The sequence below is a fragment of the Sorangium sp. So ce590 genome (genome assembly GCF_051521365.1).
Classification (GTDB): domain Bacteria; phylum Myxococcota_A; class Polyangia; order Polyangiales; family Polyangiaceae; genus Sorangium.
On the sequence record NZ_CP150346.1, the window covers coordinates 4,717,394 to 4,738,246 of the forward strand.

General features: G+C 73.1%; 15 protein-coding genes. 4 read left to right on the forward strand and 11 right to left on the reverse strand.

The features are described from left to right. The first annotated feature begins 104 nt into the window (after positions 1–104). Entirely contained in the window at positions 105–4,247 is a 4,143-nt protein-coding gene (locus WMF28_RS17735) for a hypothetical protein (RefSeq protein ID WP_437603422.1), read from the forward strand. Positions 4,248–4,580: 333 nt separating this feature from the next. Next, positions 4,581–6,134: a hypothetical protein gene (locus tag WMF28_RS17740; RefSeq protein ID WP_437603423.1), complete on the forward strand. Its 1,554-nt coding sequence runs from the start codon at positions 4,581–4,583 to the stop codon at positions 6,132–6,134. Between the two features lie 25 nt (positions 6,135–6,159). On the opposite strand, the gene WMF28_RS17745 is transcribed toward WMF28_RS17740, so the two are convergent. The 3 genes from WMF28_RS17745 to WMF28_RS17755 all read right to left on the reverse strand — a co-directional run bounded on the left by WMF28_RS17745 (position 6,160) and on the right by WMF28_RS17755 (position 9,254). After that, positions 6,160–6,402, reverse strand: coding sequence for a hypothetical protein (locus tag WMF28_RS17745; RefSeq protein WP_437581061.1), 243 nt, complete (start codon positions 6,400–6,402; stop codon positions 6,160–6,162). 53 nt (positions 6,403–6,455) lie between these two features. After that, positions 6,456–7,748, reverse strand: a complete 1,293-nt coding sequence (locus WMF28_RS17750; protein ID WP_437603424.1) for a hypothetical protein — start codon at positions 7,746–7,748, stop codon at positions 6,456–6,458. Positions 7,749–7,886: 138 nt separating this feature from the next. Beyond that, complete coding sequence (locus WMF28_RS17755) at positions 7,887–9,254, reverse strand: hypothetical protein (RefSeq protein ID WP_437603425.1); 1,368 nt, start codon at positions 9,252–9,254, stop codon at positions 7,887–7,889. Between the two features lie 294 nt (positions 9,255–9,548). On the opposite strand from WMF28_RS17755, the gene WMF28_RS17760 reads away from it, so the two are divergent. Both WMF28_RS17760 and WMF28_RS17765 read left to right on the forward strand, forming a co-directional pair. Further along, positions 9,549–11,456 carry a L,D-transpeptidase gene (locus WMF28_RS17760; RefSeq protein ID WP_437603426.1) on the forward strand — a complete coding sequence of 636 codons (1,908 nt, stop codon included), beginning with the start codon at positions 9,549–9,551 and terminating at the stop codon, positions 11,454–11,456. A 184-nt stretch (positions 11,457–11,640) separates the two neighbouring features. Further along, positions 11,641–12,666, forward strand: a complete 1,026-nt coding sequence (locus WMF28_RS17765) for a tetratricopeptide repeat protein (RefSeq protein ID WP_437603427.1) — start codon at positions 11,641–11,643, stop codon at positions 12,664–12,666. 84 nt (positions 12,667–12,750) lie between these two features. Here WMF28_RS17765 and WMF28_RS17770 read toward each other — a convergent pair whose 3' ends face one another. The 8 genes from WMF28_RS17770 to WMF28_RS17805 all read right to left on the reverse strand — a co-directional run bounded on the left by WMF28_RS17770 (position 12,751) and on the right by WMF28_RS17805 (position 20,795). Beyond that, a complete protein-coding gene (locus WMF28_RS17770) occupies positions 12,751–13,230 on the reverse strand; it encodes an ATP-binding protein (protein ID WP_437603428.1) in 480 nt (159 codons plus the stop codon). After that, positions 13,227–13,811, reverse strand: coding sequence for a SpoIIE family protein phosphatase (locus WMF28_RS17775; RefSeq protein WP_437603429.1), 585 nt, complete (start codon positions 13,809–13,811; stop codon positions 13,227–13,229). The genes WMF28_RS17770 and WMF28_RS17775 overlap by 4 nt, the downstream gene beginning before the upstream one ends. Further along, complete coding sequence (locus WMF28_RS17780) at positions 13,808–14,593, reverse strand: anti-sigma regulatory factor (RefSeq protein WP_437603430.1); 786 nt, start codon at positions 14,591–14,593, stop codon at positions 13,808–13,810. Before WMF28_RS17780 ends, WMF28_RS17775 begins: the two co-directional genes overlap by 4 nt. Continuing rightward, positions 14,574–14,969 (reverse strand): STAS domain-containing protein, encoded by a 396-nt coding sequence (locus WMF28_RS17785; protein ID WP_157906757.1) that lies wholly within the window; start codon positions 14,967–14,969, stop codon positions 14,574–14,576. The genes WMF28_RS17780 and WMF28_RS17785 overlap by 20 nt, the downstream gene beginning before the upstream one ends. Positions 14,970–14,992: 23 nt before the next feature. Beyond that, complete coding sequence (locus tag WMF28_RS17790; protein ID WP_437603431.1) at positions 14,993–16,342, reverse strand: STAS domain-containing protein; 1,350 nt, start codon at positions 16,340–16,342, stop codon at positions 14,993–14,995. 546 nt (positions 16,343–16,888) lie between these two features. Beyond that, the gene (locus WMF28_RS17795) at positions 16,889–17,572 is read right to left on the reverse strand and encodes a hypothetical protein (RefSeq protein ID WP_437603432.1); all 684 of its coding nucleotides are present in this window, start codon (positions 17,570–17,572) and stop codon (positions 16,889–16,891) included. Between the two features lie 205 nt (positions 17,573–17,777). Next, the gene (locus WMF28_RS17800; protein ID WP_437603433.1) at positions 17,778–20,222 is read right to left on the reverse strand and encodes a DEAD/DEAH box helicase; all 2,445 of its coding nucleotides are present in this window, start codon (positions 20,220–20,222) and stop codon (positions 17,778–17,780) included. Between the two features lie 39 nt (positions 20,223–20,261). Beyond that, positions 20,262–20,795, reverse strand: coding sequence for a hypothetical protein (locus WMF28_RS17805; RefSeq protein WP_437603434.1), 534 nt, complete (start codon positions 20,793–20,795; stop codon positions 20,262–20,264). Positions 20,796–20,853 lie beyond the last annotated feature (58 nt).

The following is a 20,853-nucleotide window of genomic DNA, read 5'->3' on the forward strand; positions in this document are numbered from 1 at the left end:
CGCTTGCGGGCGGCTCTCCGGGGAGCGTACGCTCTGTCGTGGCGTCCTGACGCCCGCGCCCAGCGGGCTCGGCGCTGCGGGCCGCGCTCCTCGGAGGGTTCCTTATGCCCCGCATCATCAAGCATTTCTCCTCCATCCTTGTGCTCCTTGTCATCGCCGGATGTGCCGCTTCGGGCGGCGGGTGCTCCGGCTGTGGAATGACCCCCCTCCCCGCCGGCTTCAAGCCCGCGGACCGCATCGAGAACGCCGGCGCGGCGCGGGTCACGCAGTCGGGCCTCGAGTTCCTCGAGCAGAACCTGGGTGTCCTCGGGCGCGCGCTGCTCGGCGGCGGGGACAGCGGAATCATCACCTTTCCGATCCCCTCATCCTCCGGGTCCGCTCTGGTCGACTACACGGTCTGTCCTGGCGGAGCCAACCCGGACGCGAACCCGCCGAAGTGCACGGCGGAGATCGACGTGGGAAGCGCGGCGCTCCAGATCGAGCCGGGGCCTCCGCACAACCTACGTATCCGGGGGCCTCTGCCGGTGCGCCTGCAGAGCCTCCCGATCTTGATCGACTTCCTCATCACGGACAGCACGGTCATCGCCACCCTCAACGGCAACGACGCGTGCCCGCCCGATAGCCAGACCTTCACCAACATCACCCTCGACGTCGAGCTCTCGGTCGAGATCGACGTCAGCCCGCAGCACTCGCGGCAGGGCTACTCTCGCGTCAAGATCGTCCGGCTCGACATCGACGAGGATCGGCTCGAGTCGAGCCTGCAGCTCGACTGCGGCGACTCCATCGCCGGCGACATCCTCGATTTTCTGAGTCCAGTCGTCCTCCCCCTCCTGACCGGCTCGCTCGCTGACACGCTGAAGGGCCAGCTCGACCAGCAGCTCTGTCTGAAGGCCGATCCGGCGCTGGATCCGGCCTGCCCCGACGGCACGAACGACATCGGCGGCGTCTGCCGCTACGGCACGCAGGCGACCGACGAGTGCGCCTCGGTCCTGCTCGGCGTCGAGGGGCACCTCGACCTCGGCCGGCTGCTCGCGGGCATCTCCCCCGGCACCCAGGGCGGGTTCGACCTCCTGCTCGCCGGCGGCGGCATGAGCGAGCGCGACGACGGCTCCGATCTCGCGTGGGGCGACCTCAACCCCGTCGGCAACGGGGTCACCCTCGGCCTCTACGGCGGCGCCGAGCCGCTGCCGATATCGAAATGTGTGCCGCTGTCGGACATCGATCTGCCAGCGGGCATCCCGATTCCCGATGAGCTCGTCGCAAACACCATCCCCGGCTGGCCCGACGACCTCCCCGGCCCGCACATCGGTCTCGCGATCTCCGAGCGCTTCGCGAATTACGCCATGAACGGTCTCTACAACAGTGGACTGCTCTGCCTCGGGATCTCCACGGAGACGGTGCCTCTCCTCAACTCCGGCACGCTCGGGCTGCTGGCCGCGTCGGCGAAGGACCTCACGCTGCAGCGCGAGTCGCAGCAGGTCGCGCTCGTCATCCGCCCGCAGACCCCGCCGCGGGTCACCTTCGGGGATGGCACGAACGCCACCGACGATCCGCTGATCCGTATCCGGCTCGACCGGGCGAGCTTCGATTTCTACATCTGGTCGCTCGATCGGTTCATCCGGTTCATGACGGCGACGTTCGATCTCGATGTACCCATGAACCTCGCGGTCACCCCCGAGGGGCTGACGCCCGTGATCGAGACGCTCGGGGTCACGAACGGCGAGGTGACGAACAGCGGGCTGCTCCGGGAAAATCCCGAGTCGATCGCGGACGCGCTCGGCAGCCTCATCGGCGGTCAGGTCGGACAGTTGATCGGCAGCGGCCTCCCGACGATCGACCTCGACGGGCCGCTCGCGGGGCTCGGGCTCTCCCTGATCGTCCCGGAGTCGGCCCAGGGGGCGGGCTCCCCCGGCCTGCGGAAGCTCACGAAGGGTCAGGACAACTACCTTGGCATCTTCGCGTCGTTCAGCACGGCTGCGCCGCAGCGCTCGAGGCGGAGCGAGACGCAGGCCGAGCTGAGCCGCAAGGAGGTGCGGGCCGAGGGGCTCCGTCTGCCGACGATGACCCGCGACAACGGGCCCACGGCCCGGCTCGTCATGGGCTCGCCGCTCGACGACGGCACCCGGGTCGTCGAGTACTCGTACCGTGTCGACAGCGGCGTGTGGCGCCCGTTCACGCGCGAGCGCATCGTCGACCTGCGCGACGACTGGCTGCGGCTCCCGGGGCGTCACGTGATCTCGGTGCGATCGCGGATCGCGGGCGACCCGCTGTCGCTCGATCCCACGCCGGCGACCGTGGAGATGGTGGTCGACGTCGATCCGCCGGTCATCTCGGTCGGCGCGGCGGTGGACGGCTGGGTGCCGCTCGAGGTGCGCGACCGGGTGTCGGACGCCGAGCGCGCGAAGGTGCGCGTGCGGCTCGACGGCGGGGCGTGGTCGCCCTGGTCGACGGCGGCGGAGATGCGATCGGTGGACGTCGGCGACGCCGCCGACATCGAGGTCGAGGCCGTGGACGAGGAGGGGAACCTCGGCGCGGCGCGGCAGGCGATCCTCCGCGGCCGCGTCCCCATCGACCCGTCGGCCGGCTGCGGCTGCGTCGTGGCCGGCGGCCCGGGCGAGGGCCCGTCGGGCGGCCTCTGGCTCGGCCTCGCGGCCGCCGCGGCGGCCGTGCGGCTCGCGCGGCGCGGCGGCTCCCGAGGCGCCGCGCCTGCCCGGGGCGATGCGCCTTCGCGCGCCCGGCGTGGCGCGCGCGGCGTGCGGGGCGCGCTGGCCGGCGTCGCCGTCACCGCGCTCCTCGGCTCGCACGCGGGCTGCTCGTGCAGCGATGAGCCGGTCGTGGAGGACCCGGGGTGCGTCGCGCCCGGCTGCATGACGCTGGAGCACGGGCTCATCGGGGCCTACACGTCGGTCGCGGTCGCCGCCGACAAGCGCACGGTCTGGGTCGCCGGATACGCGGAGGCCGACTGGCACAACGCGTTCCAGTGGGGCGACCTCGTGGTCGGCACGTGGGACGGCGAGTCGGTCGCGTGGGAAGCGATCGACGGCGTGCCCGCGGAGCCTCCGGTCGACCCGGCCAGGTTCGACGTGAGCGGGTTCCGCGGAGGCCAGACGGATCCGGGCGACGACGTCGGCCTCTGGACCTCGATCGCGATAGGTCCGGACGGCGAGCCGGCGGTGGCCTACTACGACCGGACCCACCGCGGGCTGAAGCTCGCGCAGCGGCAGGGCGACACGTGGGCCGTGAGCTCGGTGCAGCAGGCGCCGAACAGCGATATCGGCCGCTACGCGAAGCTCCTCTTCGTGAAGGGGCTGCCCGTCATCGCCTACCTCGCGATGGAGCCTGGCGAGGACGGCGCGGTCACGTCGAGCGTCCGGCTCGCGACCGGGGAGAGCGCCACGCCCGGGGAGGGCGCGTGGCGGTTCGAGGACGTGGCGACGGACGAGGCGACGCCGTGCCGGGAGTTCCTCTGCGACGAGGGGACGAAGTGCATCCGGGCCACGGGGCGCTGCGTGAAGCCGCTCGCGAGCGGCGACTGCGCGCCGGCGTGCGCCTCGGGGCAGGTGTGCATCGACGAGGGCGGCTCGCCGGCGTGCGCCGCGATCTCCGACGGGAACCCGACCGACACGTACCCCGAGGCGATCGGCGACTACATCGCGATGGCGCCGGACAACGCGGGCGGGTTCGGCCTGGCGTTCTACGATCGCATCCACGGCGACGTGGTGATCGCGTCGCGCTCGGCGGGGGCGTGGGAGACCCGGATCGTCGACGGCGCGGCGCCCGACGGGACCGACACGGGCGACGTGGGCATGGGGGCGTCGCTGTTCATCGATCGCGCCGGGGACTGGCACCTCGCCTACGCGGACGGTCGCTCGGAGGGGCTCCGGTATGCGCGGGTGAAGGGCGGCGAGGACGTCGAGCCGGCCGAGGTGGCGGACGACGGGCTCGGGATCGAGGGCGTCCCCTTCGAGGACGGGCAGCATCTCGTCGGCGACGACGCGAGCGTGTTCGTGACGGCGGCCGGGGAGGTGCGCATCAGCTACCAGGACGCGACGAGCGGGACCCTGCGGCTCGCGATCGGGACGAAGAGCGGCGACGGCCACAGCTGGCTCGTGCAGCAGATCGAGCAGGAGGGGTTCGCGGGCGCGTTCTCGCGGATCGTCGAGGTGGACGGGCAGCTGCTCATCGCGAACTGGTGGCGCGTCGGCGGCCGGACCACGAAGGGCGACGTGGCGCTCGTCGCCCCGTGAGGCGCCCGCCCGGGTCGCGGCGCTGTCCCGCGAGCGCTCCGTCGGCGGTTCGCCCTTGATCCGACGATCCGCCGACTGAGTATGCTCCGGTCGGCGCCACCAGGGCGTGGTGCGTCTTCTGCAACGATGTGCAGGCAGAGCGAAGCGTCACAGGAAAGGCTTGGGACGATGAGAGCGACGGAACGGACGAGCAGCAAGGCGGTGAGCAACGCATCCCCTCTCCCCTCCGGCGGAGCGCAGGACGGGGGCGGCGCGCCGGCGCGGCGCGCCGCGCGCCGGCGGAGGGTCGGCATCCCTCTCTCCTTGTGGGTGCTCCCCGCCGCGTCGGCGGCCGTGGCGTTGCAGCTCGCCGGATGCTGGCCGCTGTCCTACTCCGAGGACTGCGAGGACGACTCCAGGTACTGCCCCCCCGCCGGGACTGGCGGCACCGACACGCCCAGCCCCACCTGCGACGCGGATCCGACCCAGGATGCGAGCACGGTGACGGACCGGTGCGCTGTGTTCGCGAGCGCGGGCGCGGCGTCCGGAGGGAACGGTACGAGAGGGAGGCCGTACGCGTCGCTCGCGGAGGCGATCGCGAACGCGAACGGCAAGCGGGTGCTGGCGTGCTCGAGCGGGGCGTTCGAGGAGAGCGTCACGATCTCGGCGGCCGTCGAGGTGATCGGCGGGTTCGACTGCGCGGCGGGCTGGACGTGGAGCGATCAGGCGCGGAGCGCGATCGAGGGCCCCGCGGACAAGGTGGCGCTCACGCTGGCGGAGGACGCGAGCGGGGTGAGGCTGCAGAGCTTCGCGATCCGCGCGGCCGACGCGACCGAGCCGGGCGGCTCGTCGATCGGCGTGGCGGTCGCCGATATCGAGGCGGAGCTCGTGCGCGTCGACGTGATCGCGGGCGACGGGAGGGGCGGCGCGAGGGGCGAGACGCCGGCGGTGGCGCAGGACGGCGTGAGCGCGCCGGATGACGTCTCGGATACGTGCGTCGGAACCGTCTATGGCGGCGTGCCCGGCGTGACGAGCTGCGACGATGGCGAGACGCGCGGCGGCATCGGGGGACTCGGTGGAAAGATCGCGGAAGACGAGGGGCGCGGGCAGAACGGCACGGACGGCACGCCGCTACCGGGAGAGAACCCCGCGGGGGACGGCCTCGGCGGCATCGGATACGGACAGCCGGATGCGCTGAACAACTGCACGCGCGGCGAAGAAGGCGCGCCTGGCGCCCATGGCCAGACCGGCGACCGTGGCAGCGACACCCTGCTGACGCTCGCCAGCGTCAGCGGGGGCGACGGCAAAAGCGGCACGAGCGGGGTGCGCGGACAAGGTGGAGGGGGCGGCGGCGGCGCGAAGGCGGGGCAGTTCTGCGCGGCCGGCGAAGGTAGGTACGACGACGGCGTGGGCGCCAGCGGCGGCGGAGGCGGGGCCGGCGGCTGCGGGGGGAAAGGAGGGGGCGGCGGCAAGGCCGGCGGGTCGAGCATCGGGATCCTCAGCCTCGGGACCAGGCTGGTGCTGACCGAGGTGAAGATCACGGTCGGCGCCGCGGGCCACGGAGGGACCGGAGGCGACGGAAAGCGCGGCGGCAACGGCGGCAACGGCGCTGCGGGCGGCTCGGTCGGTGCGGATACAGGCCCGGGCGCCCGGAAGGGCTGCGACGGTGGCCCCGGCGGCGCGGGCGGCGACGGCGGCCCCGGCGGCGGCGGTCGAGGCGGCCATGCGGTGGGCATCGCCTACAAGGTCACGCCGACCTCCGCGCTCGCCGATGTACCGTTCGAGGGAGGCCCGGCCGGAGACGGCGGTCCCCCGGGGTTCAGCGGCGCGGATGTCAACGCCGGCGCGCCCGGGGTGACCGGCGCATGCTGGGACTTCGCCACGAACACGAGCTGCGCGCCGCAGTGAGCCGCGCAGCGGCGCCGTCACGTGCTCACACGGACGCCGAGCGGATCTCCGCCGTCGCCGGGCCGCTCACGCGCGCGCGCTCGGCGGCCACGAGCTCCAGGAGCTCCTGCCGCGTCGCCTGCCCGCTGTCGAGCAGTTCGCGCATGGCGCCGTCCACGTAGCCCTTCGTGCGCGCCAGGCGGGGAGCGCTCTCCCCGCCCTCCCGCGCGGTCAGCATGTCGTGCAGCATCCGCCTGAGCCCCGTCATCGCCTCGGTCTTCGAGCGCATCGCCATCACCTCGCCCGATCGGCCTAGCGAAGGCGGCGCGATCCGGCCAAGTTTCAGGCGCGCGGCAGCCTGCTCAGCGCGAGATCCGCGGCCGCGCGCTCGATCCCCGCGAGCGCGACCCCCGGCCCCTTCCGCGGGACGAGGACCACACGGCAGCGGCCGCGGGTCGCCGTCTCCGCGTGGGACAGCCCGAAGTCGAGCGCCGCGCCGATGGCGAAGACGAGCGCGCCCATCCCGAGCAGCTCGGGCGACCCCGCCCGCGCGCCGTCGACGAGCAGCGAGACGCCGAGGTAGGTCCCCAGCCCCAGCGCGACGAGCCCCGCGTAGAGGCCGAGCCGCGGGTAGCGCACCTCGCGCGTCGCGCGGAGGAGCGCCTCGACAGGGATGTACGTCTCCTGCTCCCGCAGGGTCCGGCCGAACAGCTCGGTCCGGCTGCGGACGGTCACGCCCCTCGGGCCGATCTCCACCGAGGCGGGCCGGCGGTACCGCAGGAGGAGCCGCCCGGCGAGCCGGGCGACATGCGTCACCAGCAGGATCCCGGTCGCGGCCAGCAGCACGAGCGCCACCGGCCCGCGCGGCGGCGGCGACAGCTCGCCCGCGAGCCGCCCCGGCGCCCGGCCGTCGGCATCCGGCCCGCCGGCCGCCGAGCCCTCGTCCCCGGTCGCCCCGGCGCCGCCCAGCGCGGCCTCGCCGTCTGCGGCCGAGGCGCCCGGCGCGCGGCTCGGCCGCCTCCCGGGCGACACCGCGTCGCGCAGCAGCGAGCGCACGATCGGATCGCGCACCTCGTCCACCAGCGCCGCGGCCTCGGCGCGCGCGTCCGGCGAGGCGCTCCCCCGCAGCGCGGCCGCGGCGATCAGCGCGCCCGCCCGGCCGAGCTGCGGCAGCGCGCCCTGGTCGGCGCGCCGCACAAGCGCGGCGACCGCCCGCCAGAGCCCCGCGGCGCGCTCGCCGAGGGCGGCGTCCAGGGCGGTCAGCGCGTCGACCGAGGTGTACGTCGCCAGCCAGACGAGCGCCTCGGCGACGCGCCCCTCCGCCTCCGGCCCCTCGGGCGGCGAGAGGGCGACCCCGCGGGCGAGCAGCGTGGCGAGGAGCACCCGGGTGGCGCTCCCCGCGCCCTCGCTTGTGCCGCGCTCGAGCGCCCGGATCACGTTGCCGAACCGGGTCTCCGCGTCGGCGACCGACAGGCCCGCGCGGTCCACGAGCTCCGCGAGTCCGCCCTCCAGGGTGGTCCGCCGCTCGTCCGCGGCGGCAAACGCCGCCGTGTGGACGACCCGCGCGAGGTCGTCGCCATGGGGGTGTCCGGCAAGCTCATCGAGCGCGGCGTGCGGAGAGTGTTCGGGCGTCATCGGCGCGGGCTGGTCGGATTAACTGAACGCCGCCCCTTTGGCTAGTGTTCCGCGCGGCCCCGGCGCCGCGGCCGGCGCTCCGCCCCCTCCGGCGCGGCCACCCCCCGCCCCGCGCGCCGCCTCTTCCGCGCCCACGCGCTACTTCCTCCGCGCTGCGGCCTGGTCCCGCAGCGCCTGCTCCACGAAGCCCATGATCAGCTTGAGCTGTCGGTTCGTGACGTGGAGCTTCGACCAGATGACCTTCCCGTCGGTGTTGAAGGTGACCTCATCCACCACGTCGATCGTCGTGATCCCCAGGTTGATGCTCCGGATCGCGTTCAAGATCCTCGTGAGCTCCTGCGCGTGAACCAGCGCATCTTCAGGGGATTCGTCGCCCGCCGTGACGGCCAGGTCGGCGCCCCCGTCCCGGGTCGGCGTGACGGTGAGCCGCATCCACGCGATGCTGCGCGGCAGCGCCTGGACCCCGCGGAAGGCGTTCGCCGGCGTGAGCATCGAAATGACGATGCCCGCCGTCGACGATTTATTGAAGCCTTTCATAGACTTCAACTTGGATAGTTGATCTTTTTCTTCAGCAGGAAGGACCACGAGCAGCCGCCGGTTCGGGACCATCGCGAAGATGCGCTCGCTGCGGTCGGCGGTGGCCCGGGCGGCGGGGACGGGGGCGTCCTCGATCCACGACCCGTTCGATCGCTGGACGACGACGTCGACGGCCGCGCGCATCGCCGCCTCGGGCGCCCGGTAGTCCATGACGGCGACGACCTTGCTGGAGTCGCGGAGCTGCGGCCCGGCGATGAGAAGGTGGTCGATGTCCCGGATCGGGTCGATGGTGGTGTCCTGGAAGAAGGACTGCCACTGGGGGATGGTCGTCAGGATCCGGCCGAACCAATCGCCGAGCTCGTGGCTGCGCAGCCGGTCGCCGGCGATGAGCACCTGTACGTTCGGGTCCTTCGACGCGAGCTTGCCCGGCGCGCCAGCGACGCTCAGCGGGGTGCGCAGGTTCGGTTGATCGCTGTCGTCGCCCGTGCCCCCATCCCCCGCCGCGTCCGGGCCCGCGTCGCCCGGCGGCCGGCGGCGCGGCGGCTCGGGCGCGCCGGCGTCCGGCGCCGCGGGCGCGGCGCTGGCCGACGCCGCGGGGGGAGACGGCGCGGGCGGCGGCGTCGCGCTCGCCGCGACGCCCGCCCCGCCGGGCATCGCCTCGCCGCCGGTCGCGGAGGGCGCCGCGGCGACCGCGCTGGGGTCGTCCGCGAGCAGGTCGAGGTCGATCGGGACGATCGTCTCGCCGGCGTCGTAGTCGGTCAGCTCGCCCCGCAGGGCGAACATGGCCTCGAGCCACGAGAACAGCGGGGTCGGGAGCAGCGGCAGGTGCAGGAGCAACGCGACGGCCGCCGCGGTCGCCAGCGCGCGCCTCGATGCGGCGCGGACGAGCGGGATGACCCCGGTGCCCATGCCCGCGCGCCGGGCCGCAGTCGTGTTGTTCAAGCCACGCCCCGGGGTCCGTTCCGCCACGGCGGTACCCTAGCAGCAGCCGCCCGAACGGCATCCGCGCTGCGGACGGCGCGCCGCCCGCGCGTGCGCCGCGCGTCGCGGCTGCGTGGCATGTCGTTCGCTCTGGCGACGGTCATGCGATGCCGCCTGCCCCGGCGCCCGCCGCGGTGAACCGAGGGACGCGCGCTCCGCAGAGAAGTGGATCGACACGTGAGTGACCAGGTACTAAGACCGCCGAGCCGACCCGACCCTACGGGTCGATCATCAGACCGCGAGGATCGGGAAGGCCAGTCCTCGCCCAACGCTGTGAATGCGATGAACCGCTCTCAGGCGCCCCGACCCCGCGGGCAGAACGACCCCGCACGATCGCACGGCAGCGGCAACGTCCGCACCGGCGGCGCGCGGAAGCCGCAACCTGCGCCGGACGCCGGCCGCTCCGGGGGCGGCGCCGGGCGCACCTCGTTCGTCTCGAGCGCGCTCGGGTTCATCGCCGCGGCGGCCTTCGCCGGCACGGCGGCGTGGGCGAGCGGCTGCCAGGGCGAGGCGCCTCCCGGCCCCTCCACCGAAGGCAAGTCGCCGCCCGAGCGGACGTCGTCCCTCCCCCGCCCGTCGCCCACGTCCGCCGCCCGCGCGATCGCGTCCGCCGAGGCCCCGAGCCCGAGCCCGAGCGTCGAGCCCTCGGCGGCCCCGGAGCCGCCCGCGCCCGACAAGCCCTACACGGGGCCGCTGCTCGGCTCGATCGTGCCGCAGGCCTCGGTCTACCCGACGATGGAGTTCTCCAAGCAGCGGCTCGGCTACATCCGGCTCGGCAGCAAGGTGCCTGTCGATCCGAAGCCGATCAAGGGCGGGAGCTGCGCCAAGGGCTGGTACCGCCTCCTCGACGGCGGCTACGTCTGCGGGAGGTCGGCCACGACCGATCTGTCGAACCCGCATGTCCGCCTCGGCATCACGCCGCCGAACCTCGACGAGCTCCTCCCGTACAAGTACGCGTTCAACACGACGCACGGCACGCCGCTCTACCGCTCCGTCCCCTCGAAGGACGAGATGACGCGCTACGAGCCGTACCTCGAGTCCTCGAAGCGCAAGAAGAAGGAAGAGGAGAAGCAGCGCGCCGAGGAGCTCTACGAGGAGACCGAGAAGGAGGTCGCCGCCGCTCGCCGCTCGGCGAGCCCCCCCGAGGCGGGCGCGACCCCCGTGGCCGCGGTCACCTCGGAGGCGTCTGCGACGGAGGACAAGGCGGCGGCCGTCGCCGCGGCCGCGTCGCTCGGCATCGCCTCGGCGCCGGTCGAGGAGGAGCCCGAGAAGCCGTGGTGGGAGAACGTCGACGACAAGGGCAAGCCGCTCAACGTCACGCTCGCCGATCTCGACAAGGACGCCGACTCGACGGTCGCGAAGCGGATGGTGAAGGGCTTCTTCGTCGCGGTCGACAAGACCTTCGGCTGGAACGGCCGCAGCTGGTACAAGACGACCGCGGGGCTCGTCGCGCCGAGCGACCGCATGTACGTCATCAAGCCGCCGTCCTCGCAGGGCATCGACTTCCCCGAGGGCGCGAAGTCGGTCGGCTTCATCCTCGCGAAGTCGGCGAGCAAGTACCGGTTCGACGACGAGATGAAGTCGGTCTCCGTGGCCGGCTCGCTGGAGCGCTTCGCGGCGTTCGGCCTCACGGGGGAGTCCCACAAGCACAGGTCGGTCGTCTACCGGAAGACCACCGAGGGCTGGTGGATGAAGGGCGCCGACGGGACGTACACCGAGCTCGGCGCCCCGCCGCCGGACCTCGCGCCGGGCGAGAAGTGGATCGACGTGAACGTGTCGCGCAAGACGCTGGTCGCGGTCGAGGGCGACAGGCCCGTCTTCGCGGCGCTCATCTCCCCGGGGAGGCGCTCGAAGGACAAGAAGAAGGACCACCCGACGCTCACGGGGGTGTTCCGCATCCGCGAGAAGCACATCGCGACCACGATGGATGGCGACGGGACGGTCGCGGGCGACCTGCCGTACAGCATCGAGGACGTGCCGTTCGTCGCGTACTACGACGGGTCGTACGCGTTCCACGGCGCCTTCTGGCACTCCAACTTCGGCCGGGAGATGAGCCACGGCTGCGTGAACCTCTCGCCGCTCGACGCGAAGAAGGTCTTCTTCTGGAGCGAGCCCAGCCTGCCCCGCGGCTGGCACGGGGTCTGGTCGACGCCGGAGAACCGCGGGACGCTCGTGTCCATCCACGAATGAGCGGGCCACGCGCGAGCGGCCGCGGTTCCTCGCCTCGACCGGACGACCGGCCGCCTGCCGCCAGGCGAGCGCCGGGCTCGTCGCTGGAAATCCGGGCGGGTCGTGTTTGGAACAGCTTGAACGGTCGCTTTGACAGGGCTCCCTCTTGACTCTGGAGCCCCCTTCGCACACTTGTGGAGCCGCCATGGACCAGTTCTCGGCGCACCTCGATCGCGGGTGGGATCTTGTCCAGCGTGGCGACACGCGCGGAGCAGAGGCATCGGCCCGGCGGGCGCTCGAGCTCGATCCGAACTCGCCGGAGGCTCACAACCTGCTCGGCTTCGTCGCCGCCCTCGAGGGCGAGGGCGAGGAGGCCATCGAGGCGTACCGCCAGGCGATCGCCCTCGATGACACCTACCTGGAGGCGATGCTCAACGCCGCCGAGGTGTACATCCACCCGCTCGGCGATTTCGATCAGGCGATCGAGATGTGCGACCAGGCGCTCGATCTGGCCGAGGTCGATGAGGAGATCATCGACGCGCTCCTCCTCAAGTTCGACGCGCTCCTCGGCAAGGGCGATCTCGACGAGGCCGCTCAGGTCGCCGCCAGGATCCCCGAGGGCCCCTACGACAACCCGAACCACACGTTCCTCGTGGGCCGCGCCTTCTACGAGATCGGCCAGGCCGACAAGGCCGCCGCGCTCATCGAGGAGGCAGCGCTCAAGGATCCGCGGCATGCCGAGGCCCACTACTACCTCGGGCTCATCCGCGACGAGCGGGGCGATGTCCGCGGGGCGACGCAGGCCTTCCTGCGCTCGCGCGAGCTCGACGTCGAGCTCGGCATGCCCCCCTGGGCGCCGAGCCGCGACGGCTTCATGGCGCTCGCCGAGAAGACGATCGCCGCGCTCAACCCCGTGCTCCGGCGCTACGTCGAGGGGGCGGAGCTCTACATCTCCGACGTGCCCGGGATGGAGCTCGTGGCCGAGGGGGTCGATCCGCGCGCGCTGGTCCTCCTCGACGGCCTCGACGCCGACGAGCGCGAGCGCGGCCTCCGCGGCAGCGCCGAGGTCCACCCGTGCGCGCGCGTCTTCGTCTACGCCCTCAACGTCGCGCGCCTCGCGGGCAGCGTCGAGGCGCTCGACCGCGAGATCAACCTCGCGCTCGAGCGCGAGATCACCGCGACGTTCCTCGAAGCCGAGCAGAACGAGCGGACCGAGAAAGAGCTCAACTGACGCCGGCGGCCGTCCGCACGTCCGCACGCGAGAACGGCTGCGGGCGCCTGCGCGCCGCGGCGTCAGGGCGACCGGCGTCGCCGCTCACTTCCACTTGATGGCGATCACCTCGGTGCTGATGCCAGGCGCCGAGCGGATGACCACGGAGCTCATCAGCCGGTGCACGGCGCCGAGCCCGAGGCCGAGCCCCTGACCGGGCATCCTCGGCACAAGCCGCGCGGAGTTCGACGAGGACGGGCTGCGATCGCTCTTCGGCCCCACGTCCTCCAGCATCGCGATCTTCGGATCCAGGCCGGGGCCGGAGTCGCGCACGATCACCTCGACGCCCCAGCGGCCGCTCCCCGCCTGCGCGTCCTCGCGGATCGCGCGGATGCTGATGCTGCCGCCGCCGCCGTGGCGCACGGCGTTCGACACGAGCTCGGCGATCGCGATCGCGAGCTCGTGCTGCGCGCGCTCCGAGAGCCCCGCCCAGCGCGCGATCTGCGCGCCCTCGGCCGCGCAGGCGAAGCGATCCTCCTCGCGCGTGACGGGGATGCTGAAGGCTGGCGGGGTCCGCTGCGTCACGCCGCGCCCCTGTCGCGGAGCACGGCGACGACGCACGTCGCATCGTCGAACGACTTCTTGTGGGCCTCCACGATCCGGCGCGCCATCTCCTCCGGATCGAGGTCGCGGAACGCGCCGAGATCGAAGCCGCTGGCGATGCCGTCCGAGTGCAGCAGGACGACATCGCCCGTGGCCACAGGGAAGCGAAAGCTGCGGAGCCGCCGCACGCGCCGCCCGAGGATCCCGGCGGAGCAGAAGATCGGCATGGCCGTGCGCGTGATCGCCTTCATCGCGATGTTGCCGACGCCCGAGAACTCGAGCTCGCCCGCGCTCTCGTCGATGCGCAGGAGCGCCGCCGCCGCGCCGCGCGTCGACGCGATGTGCTCCCCTGCCCCTGTCAGGAGATCCTCGAGCGGCATCGAGGCGTGGTCCTCCACGTAGCGACAGAAGGCGGAGGCCGCCTGCGCCGCGTGAGGACCGTGGCCGAGCCCGTCCGCGAGGCCGATCAGCACCCAGGGTGCCTGCCGGATCACCACCACCTCGTCGCCGGCAACCTCTTCGCCGGCCGCGACGCAGCACGCGGTCCCGATCGCGATCGTCATCCGAGATACTTCCTGACCGTCACGGTCGTCCCCGCGCCGGGCGCCGTCTTGACATCGAACGCATCCATGAGCGCCTTCGTGCCGCGGAGACCCGCGCCCATGCCGTGGCGCGAGCGGTACTTGCCGCTCAGGATCTCCTGCAGGTTCGAGATCCCGGGCCCGTGGTCCTGCGCGATGATCTCGATCGCCCGCATCGGCGAGGTGAGCGAGCGGACGACGATCTGCCCGTTGCCCGCGTACCTGACGATGTTGCGCCCGAGCTCCGAGATCGCGGTGACGATCTTCGTCTGCAGGACGTCGCCGACGAGGTGCTCGATGCAGAGCTCGCGGCCCGCAGACCGCGCGCGCAGCACGTCCTCCTCGTTGCGCACCTCGATGGTGATCTCGCGCGGCGCCGGGGCCGCGTGATCGAGCTCGCCGAGCTCGGTGATGCACCGATCGAGCTGCGCCTGGTCGCGGACGAACAGCTTCACCCCGCGCTTGACCTCGACGAGCAGGCGCCGCAGATCGCCCTCCCGCGCGTAGAGCGGGTCGACCTTCGCTTGCCGAATGCCGCAGTCGATCACGCTCTTCCTCACCGCGGGCGAGAGGAACTGCGCCAGCACCGTCTCGATCTGATCAGTGATCGAGCGGCCGACGATCTGCGGCGACGACGGCACAGGGCCGCGCGCCGACTGCGGCGAGCTCGGCAAGCGCGTCGACACCGGTCCACCGGACCGGCTCGACGGCGGCCCCGTGGCGCCGCCGCTGGAGGGCGGTCCGTCACGAGGAGGGATCTTCATGCGACACCTCGTTCGTGAGCTCCGGCGGCATCATGTCGTCCTCGGCGGACGGCGCGAGCATCTCGACGGCGCGCTCCAGGTTCAGCGCGGTCACGACGCCAGGGATCTCGAGATCCATCTCCACGAGGGCGATCGCGACCGCGGGACGCAGGCCGCACACCGCCGTCCGGACACCCATCAGCCGGGCCGTGAGCGCGATGTCACGGATGGCGCGGGTGAGATAGCTGTCGAGAATCTCGACGCCGGACAGGTCGACGATGAGACCGCGGGGTGAGCGCGCTTCGATCGACCCCGTCACGTCGTCGCGCAGCTGCTCGACCTGGCCGTCGGTGAGCCCACCCTGCACCGAGACGATTAAATTCCCGAAGAGGCCCACGATGGGGACCCTACCCGCTTGCATCAAGTGGACGTCTCCTTCCTCGCGCTGAGCTGCAGCTGTGACGTGGTCATCGGACCGCTGCCCGACGGATCGAATGCGGCCTGCGTGCCACCAGAGGTGAACGGCTGTCCTGCCGGCCTCTCGTCGCCGTTGGCCGCGCCGCGACGGCCGCCCATGAGGGACGAGAGCGTCGGCTTCTGGCCGGCGAGCGCCAGGCTCTCGCGCAGCGCGTGCTTCAGGTTGCGCGCGGCGCGGACGGTGCCGAGGTTGATGCCGAGCTCCACCATCGTCTGCGCGACCGCGGGCCTGACCCCGGTGATGCGACACCGCGCGCCGAGCAGCTCGACGGCCTTCATCAGCTTCATGAAGTGGTCGGCCGTCTGCGTGTCGATCACCTCGACGCCCGTCACGTCGATGATGACGTAGCGCGCCTGGCGACGGACGATCTCGTCGAGCAGCCGCTCCATGATCTGCGCGCTCCTGCGCGAGTCGACGACGCCGATGATCGGCAGCGCGAGGACGTCGTCCCAGAGCTCGAGGATGGGCGTCGAGATCTCGTCGATGGCGTAGCGGAGCCGCTCGACGAGCTCGCTCTTGGCGCTCTCGCTCTCGACCAGATCGCGGTTCTTCCCCTCGAGATCCTCGATGAGGCGCTTCTTCTCGGTCGCGTCGCGGAAGACGGCGACGGCGCCGGAGATCGAGCCGTCCTTGCCCCGCATCGGGCTCGCGCTCACCGTCAGGAACAGCCCCGTCGCGGGGCCGGCCTCGATGCGCGCATCGGCGAACACCGGCGGCAAGCGGACCGAGCGCGGCTCGGCGTCATCGCCCTGCGGCCCCGAGGCGGGGGCGAGGGTCGGCATGGCGCTGCCCGGCATGCCCTGATGCCGGCGGGCGAGCCGCGCGTCGTGCTCGGCGGACCTCCGCGCGAAGAGCTCCACCTGATCGACCGTGTCGCCGCGCAGCGCGCGCGCGAGCGGGTGCTCGGACGCAGGCCAGGGCGTCGCCTGGTCCGGGAAGAACAGCGTGGCGTCGCCGGGCCCCGGGTCGTCGCCCGATGCGAGGTCGAGCGGCGCGCGGCCGAGCATGTGCTCCGCGGCCGGATTGCGCATCAGGAGCTCGCCCTTGTGGTCCACGACGGCGACGCCGTCCGCCATGCTGTCGAGCACGAGCTTGAAGATGCCAGCCTGCCGCCGCAGCTCGTCCTCCGAGCGGGCCAGCTGCTCGCTGCGCTCGCGCGCCTCGCGCATCGCCCGGTCGAGCTGCGCGGCCTGCTCCTTCGCCGCGCGCTCGTGCCCCTCGATCTGCCGATCGAGCGTCACGATGCGCTCCGTGAGCCTCGCAACCTCTTGCCGCAGAGCATCTTCGCTCATCGCGAACTCTCCGTCCTGAGCCCGCGCTCGCCGTGCGCAGCGCTGGGCAGCGCATCTCTCCGATGCGCGCCGCGGCGAGCCGCCTTGCAGGCTCGCCCGAGATCTGCGCACCGGGAGGATGAGCCGCGCGGGCCGGACGAGACGGCCGCGGAGTGCGCCTGGCGCTCCGCCGTCCTGTCCGTCCTTTGCACGCTCGTAACGCTCATGTCTTCTCCTCGCAGGGTGCCCTCGCCCGCACGGGGACCGTGTCCAGCACCAGTCGAGAAACACAGCTTATCGCTAACCGGGCAACCTACCGTCAAGCTTCGCGTCGGCCGTGCGTGTCGCTTGTGGCGACGGCATCCGCCGTCGCCCAGACGAGGTAGCCCGTGCCCATACAACCTCGCCCTGCTCTGCGTCACGACGGACGTCCTCTGCCGCACCGCAGCGCGGCCGGGATCGGTCGCCGAGCACCTGGGCTTCCGCTTCGAGTGAGCGGATGGAAGGTCCGAACGCACGTGAGGTTCCTCGCGTGGGGCGCTCTGCGCGGAGAAGCGCGCCGGTCGATCAGTCGCCGAGGCTCTGGCGCTCACGCCGGCGCTTGGCCTTGCGCTTCGAGTCGGCCGGGCGCCGCGGGTCCGGCCCGCTCTCGCCGGTGGTCGGCGCGCCGGCGTCGAGCCAGCGCCACAGCGCCATCTGGTCGGCCGTCGCCCCGTGGCGGATGGCGCGCTTCAAAATTTTCTTCGCGAGCACCAGCTTGCCGCACCGGGCGAGCGCGTGGGCGTAGCTCGCGGCGATGTCGGCCTCGCCCGTCTGTGCCTCGGTGGCCTGCGCCAGGAGCGGCAAGGCGTCCTGGGGGCGGTTCAGGGCGACGTCGTAGAGGTGGCCCAGGTTGTGGGCGTACCACGGGTTCTCGGGCGCGATGGCCAGGGCGCGCTCGTAGGCGCGCGCGGCGTAGCGGTAGTTGCCGAGCAGCGACTGCGCCAGGCCGAGCACCGCCCACGCGCCGTCGTCCTCCTCGTGGAACTGCAGCACGCGGCGCGCGAAGAGCGCGGCGCGCCACGGGTCGTGCTCGACGCCCATCTCCGCGAGGTGGCGGTGCGCATAGAGCCACGGCTCGCTGCCGGGCGCCGTCGCGCGGGCCAGGCGCGCGAGCAGCGGGAGGACCCTGTCCGCGTCGAGCTTGTCAGCAAGCGCTCGATCGATGTCCCGTCGAAGCCGGTCGATATCCTCCGCTCCACTTCGCGCCATCCGTTCCGTGATACGACCAGTGGGCGAGCTTGGCTAGCGCGTTGCGCGCCGGGAGGCGCCGCCTGAACGGCGTCGCACGCGAGCGCCCACCGACGTACGCCGGCGGGCGGAGTCTGGCGCGCGCGGGGACAGCGGGGAGCGCCTGCGCGGAGCCCGGTCCGCCGCCTCGTCACGGCGGACCGACACGCCCGGCGGCGCGCCGCGCTCAGGCGTCCTCCGTCACCTCTTCGGCGCTTGACGTGCGCTCCCGAGCCTGCTCCGCGCGCGCCTCCTTGCCCGCGATCGTCGCGCCGTTCAGCGCCGCCACGACCCGCGCGAGATCCGCCTTCGGGACGCTGACGAACGCGTTGCGCTCGCGCACCCGGATGCGCCGGATGTCGCCCTTGGACATCCCGGCCTGCTCGATGAGCACGCGCTGGAAATCAGCCGCGCGCGCGCCGTCGCGGCGACCCAGGTTGATGAAGACCTCGACGAACTCGCCGTCCGCCTCGTCGCGCGAGGGCTCGGCGCGCGGCGCCTCGCCGGGCTCGCCGCTCTCGATCTCGACCGCGGGCTCGCCGGGGGGCGAGGGCGCAGCGCTGCTCACGCGCTCGCGATCGCCGCCGCGCGACGCGGGCGAGCCGGGCGGCGGGGACGGCGGCTCGCCGAGGATCGGCTCGTCGTCGCCCTCCTCCTCCGGCGGCTGCCACATGGTGAAGTCGGCATGGCGGGAGAACGGCTGGCCCGGCGCACCGCCCTGAGGCCGGCCAGGTGCGGCGGCGACGCCGGCCGCGGCAGGGCCTCGGCGCGCCGACAGCAGCGTCGCGGTGCCGGGGCGGTCGCGCAGGCGCTCTGCCGGGCCGCGACCCGGCGCGCCCTCGCCCCGCGGCGACTCGAGCCGCATCAGCGGCTCCGGCCGCGTGAGCGGCTCGACCGAGACGGGACCCTCGTCGCGCGCCCTCGTCACCTCGGGTCGGCGCGGATCGAGCCGCAGATCGTCCCCGGCCGGCGCGTCCGCGCCGCGCGGCCCGCGCCGCCCCTCGTCCCGCCGGAGGCGCAGCGATCTGCGATCGCGCTCCCGCCCGCGGTCCCGATCGCCCTCGCGCGCGGGATCGCGCTCGCTGCTGCGCTCCGTCTCCGGCGGACGCGGATCGGCGGAGTCGGCCGCGCGCGGGATCGCGTCGCGCGGCGCGCGCCCCTCGCCCCGCGCGCTCGCGCGCGCCGCTGGCTCGGGCCTTGTCGAGGGCTCGGCGCCCTCGCGCGCCGCCGCGCGCTGCGGCTGCTGGGCGCGCCGCGCCGCGCTCGCTTCCTCCTGCGCCGTCGGCCGCGCGCCGAGGTGGTCGCGCAGGAGGCCCGCCACGATCGCCTCGGCCTGGTCGTGCGTGAGCAGCCGGCGCGCGAGCGAGAGATCGGCGGGGTGCGTGCCCTTCGGCAGGAACGCCTCGGCGAGCATCGCGACGAGATCGGCCTCGGCGCGCGTCTTGAGCTCCCCCTCCGTGGGGAGCTGCTTCTCGAGCGGCCGGATCTTGTACGTCAGCCGGAGGATGTAGAGCGGCCCGACGTCCTGCGGCGTGATCAGCGCGATCGCCGTGCCGGTGCGCCCCGCGCGGCCGGTGCGGCCGGTGCGGTGCACGTACGCCTCGGCGTCCTGCGGGAAATCGTAGTTGATGACGTGCGTGAGGTGCGAGATGTCGATGCCGCGGGCCGCCACGTCGGTGGCGACGAGGAAGCGCAGGCGCCCCTCGCGCGTCGCGCTCATCACCTTCTCTCGATCCGACTGCGGCAGATCGCCGTTCAGCCAGTCGGCGTCGTAGCCCTGGCGCTTCAGCGCCCCGGCGACGGCCTCCGTCTCGTCCTTTGTGTTGCAGAAGACGACCGCGTTCTCGGGGTTCTCGACCTCGATGATGCGGATCAGCGACGTCAGCTTGTCGCCCGTGATGAGGTAGACGTAGTGCTGGATCTGGAGCGCGCCGACCGCGTCGCCCGAGAGGGTGATGAACTCGGGCGAGCGCAGCTTGCTGCGCGCGATGCGCTCGATGTCGGGCGGGAGCGTCGCCGAGAACAGGAGCGTCTGCCGCTCCGGCGGCAGCTCGGCGAGGATCGCGGTGAGCTCGCGCTCGAAGCCCATCGAGAGCATCTCGTCGCACTCGTCGAGCACGAGCAGCCGGATGTGCTTGGCGACGATGGTCCCGCGGCGCAGGTGGTCGAGCACGCGGCCCGGCGTGCCGACGATGACCTGCGCGCCGGCGGCGAGCGCGTCGATCTGCCGCTGCATCGGCGCGCCGCCGTACACGGCGACCACCTTGATGCCCTTGCGCTTGCCGAGGCGCTCGACCTCCGCGGAGACCTGGACCGCGAGCTCTCGCGTCGGGCACAGCGCGAGCACCTGCGCCTGCGCGAGCGAGCGCTTCACGGCGTGGTCGACGATCGGGAGCCCGAAGGCCGCCGTCTTGCCGGTGCCGGTGCGCGCCTGCACCACCGCGTCGCGCCCGCGCGTGACCGGCTCCCACACGGCGAGCTGCACCGGCGTCGGGTGGACGTAGCCAATCTCCGCGAGCGTCTCGCGCAGCTCGGACGACAGGGGCAGCACATCGAATGTGGGAAGCGGCTGGGGCTTTTCGCCGGTCGGCGCTTCACCCGCCACTGCGGCAGGGGGAGAAGGAACGGTCATGTCGGTCATATCGTCCTGCGTGATCGCCGCGTCGGGGTATTATCTCGGGGACACGGGCCCAAGCTGGCCATCGACGATCGCCCGGACCCGACGCCGTAGCGGAGCCAGATCGCCTGCCTCGCGCCGCGCTGCGTGCTCCTCCGCATAGCGGAGCCGCTCGATGGCGTCGAGAGCGCGCTCGTTCTCCGCGGAGCCCCGGCACGAGACGGCGACTCCGTCCCGGTAGGTCCACGCCGGAGCGAGCGTGCTCCGGAACCGGGCGAGGGCGGCGTCCTCCCCGTCGGTCCCGGGGGCGGCCTCCCTGGCGCGCTCGACGGCCCGGACCAGCGCCAACAGGCCCTCCTCGCAGCTCCCGTAGGGCGACGGCCGGGCCGGCAGGAAGAAGACCTGCCGGATCAGCTGGAGGGTGCACGAGACGATGATGAGCGCGGCGAAGCTGTAGTAGGCGACCAGGGCGATGCGCCGGCCGCGGGCGCGAGGCCCGCCTGGGCGCCGCCGCCCGCCGGGCGATCGCGCCTCGGTCCCTGGCACGGCCGGGGCAGGAGCGATGGGCGCGGGAGCTTGGGCGGGCATGAGAGCTGCGATTCCTTGGGCGGGAAGTTGTGCGCGGGTGGCGCGCGGCCAGGCGCGC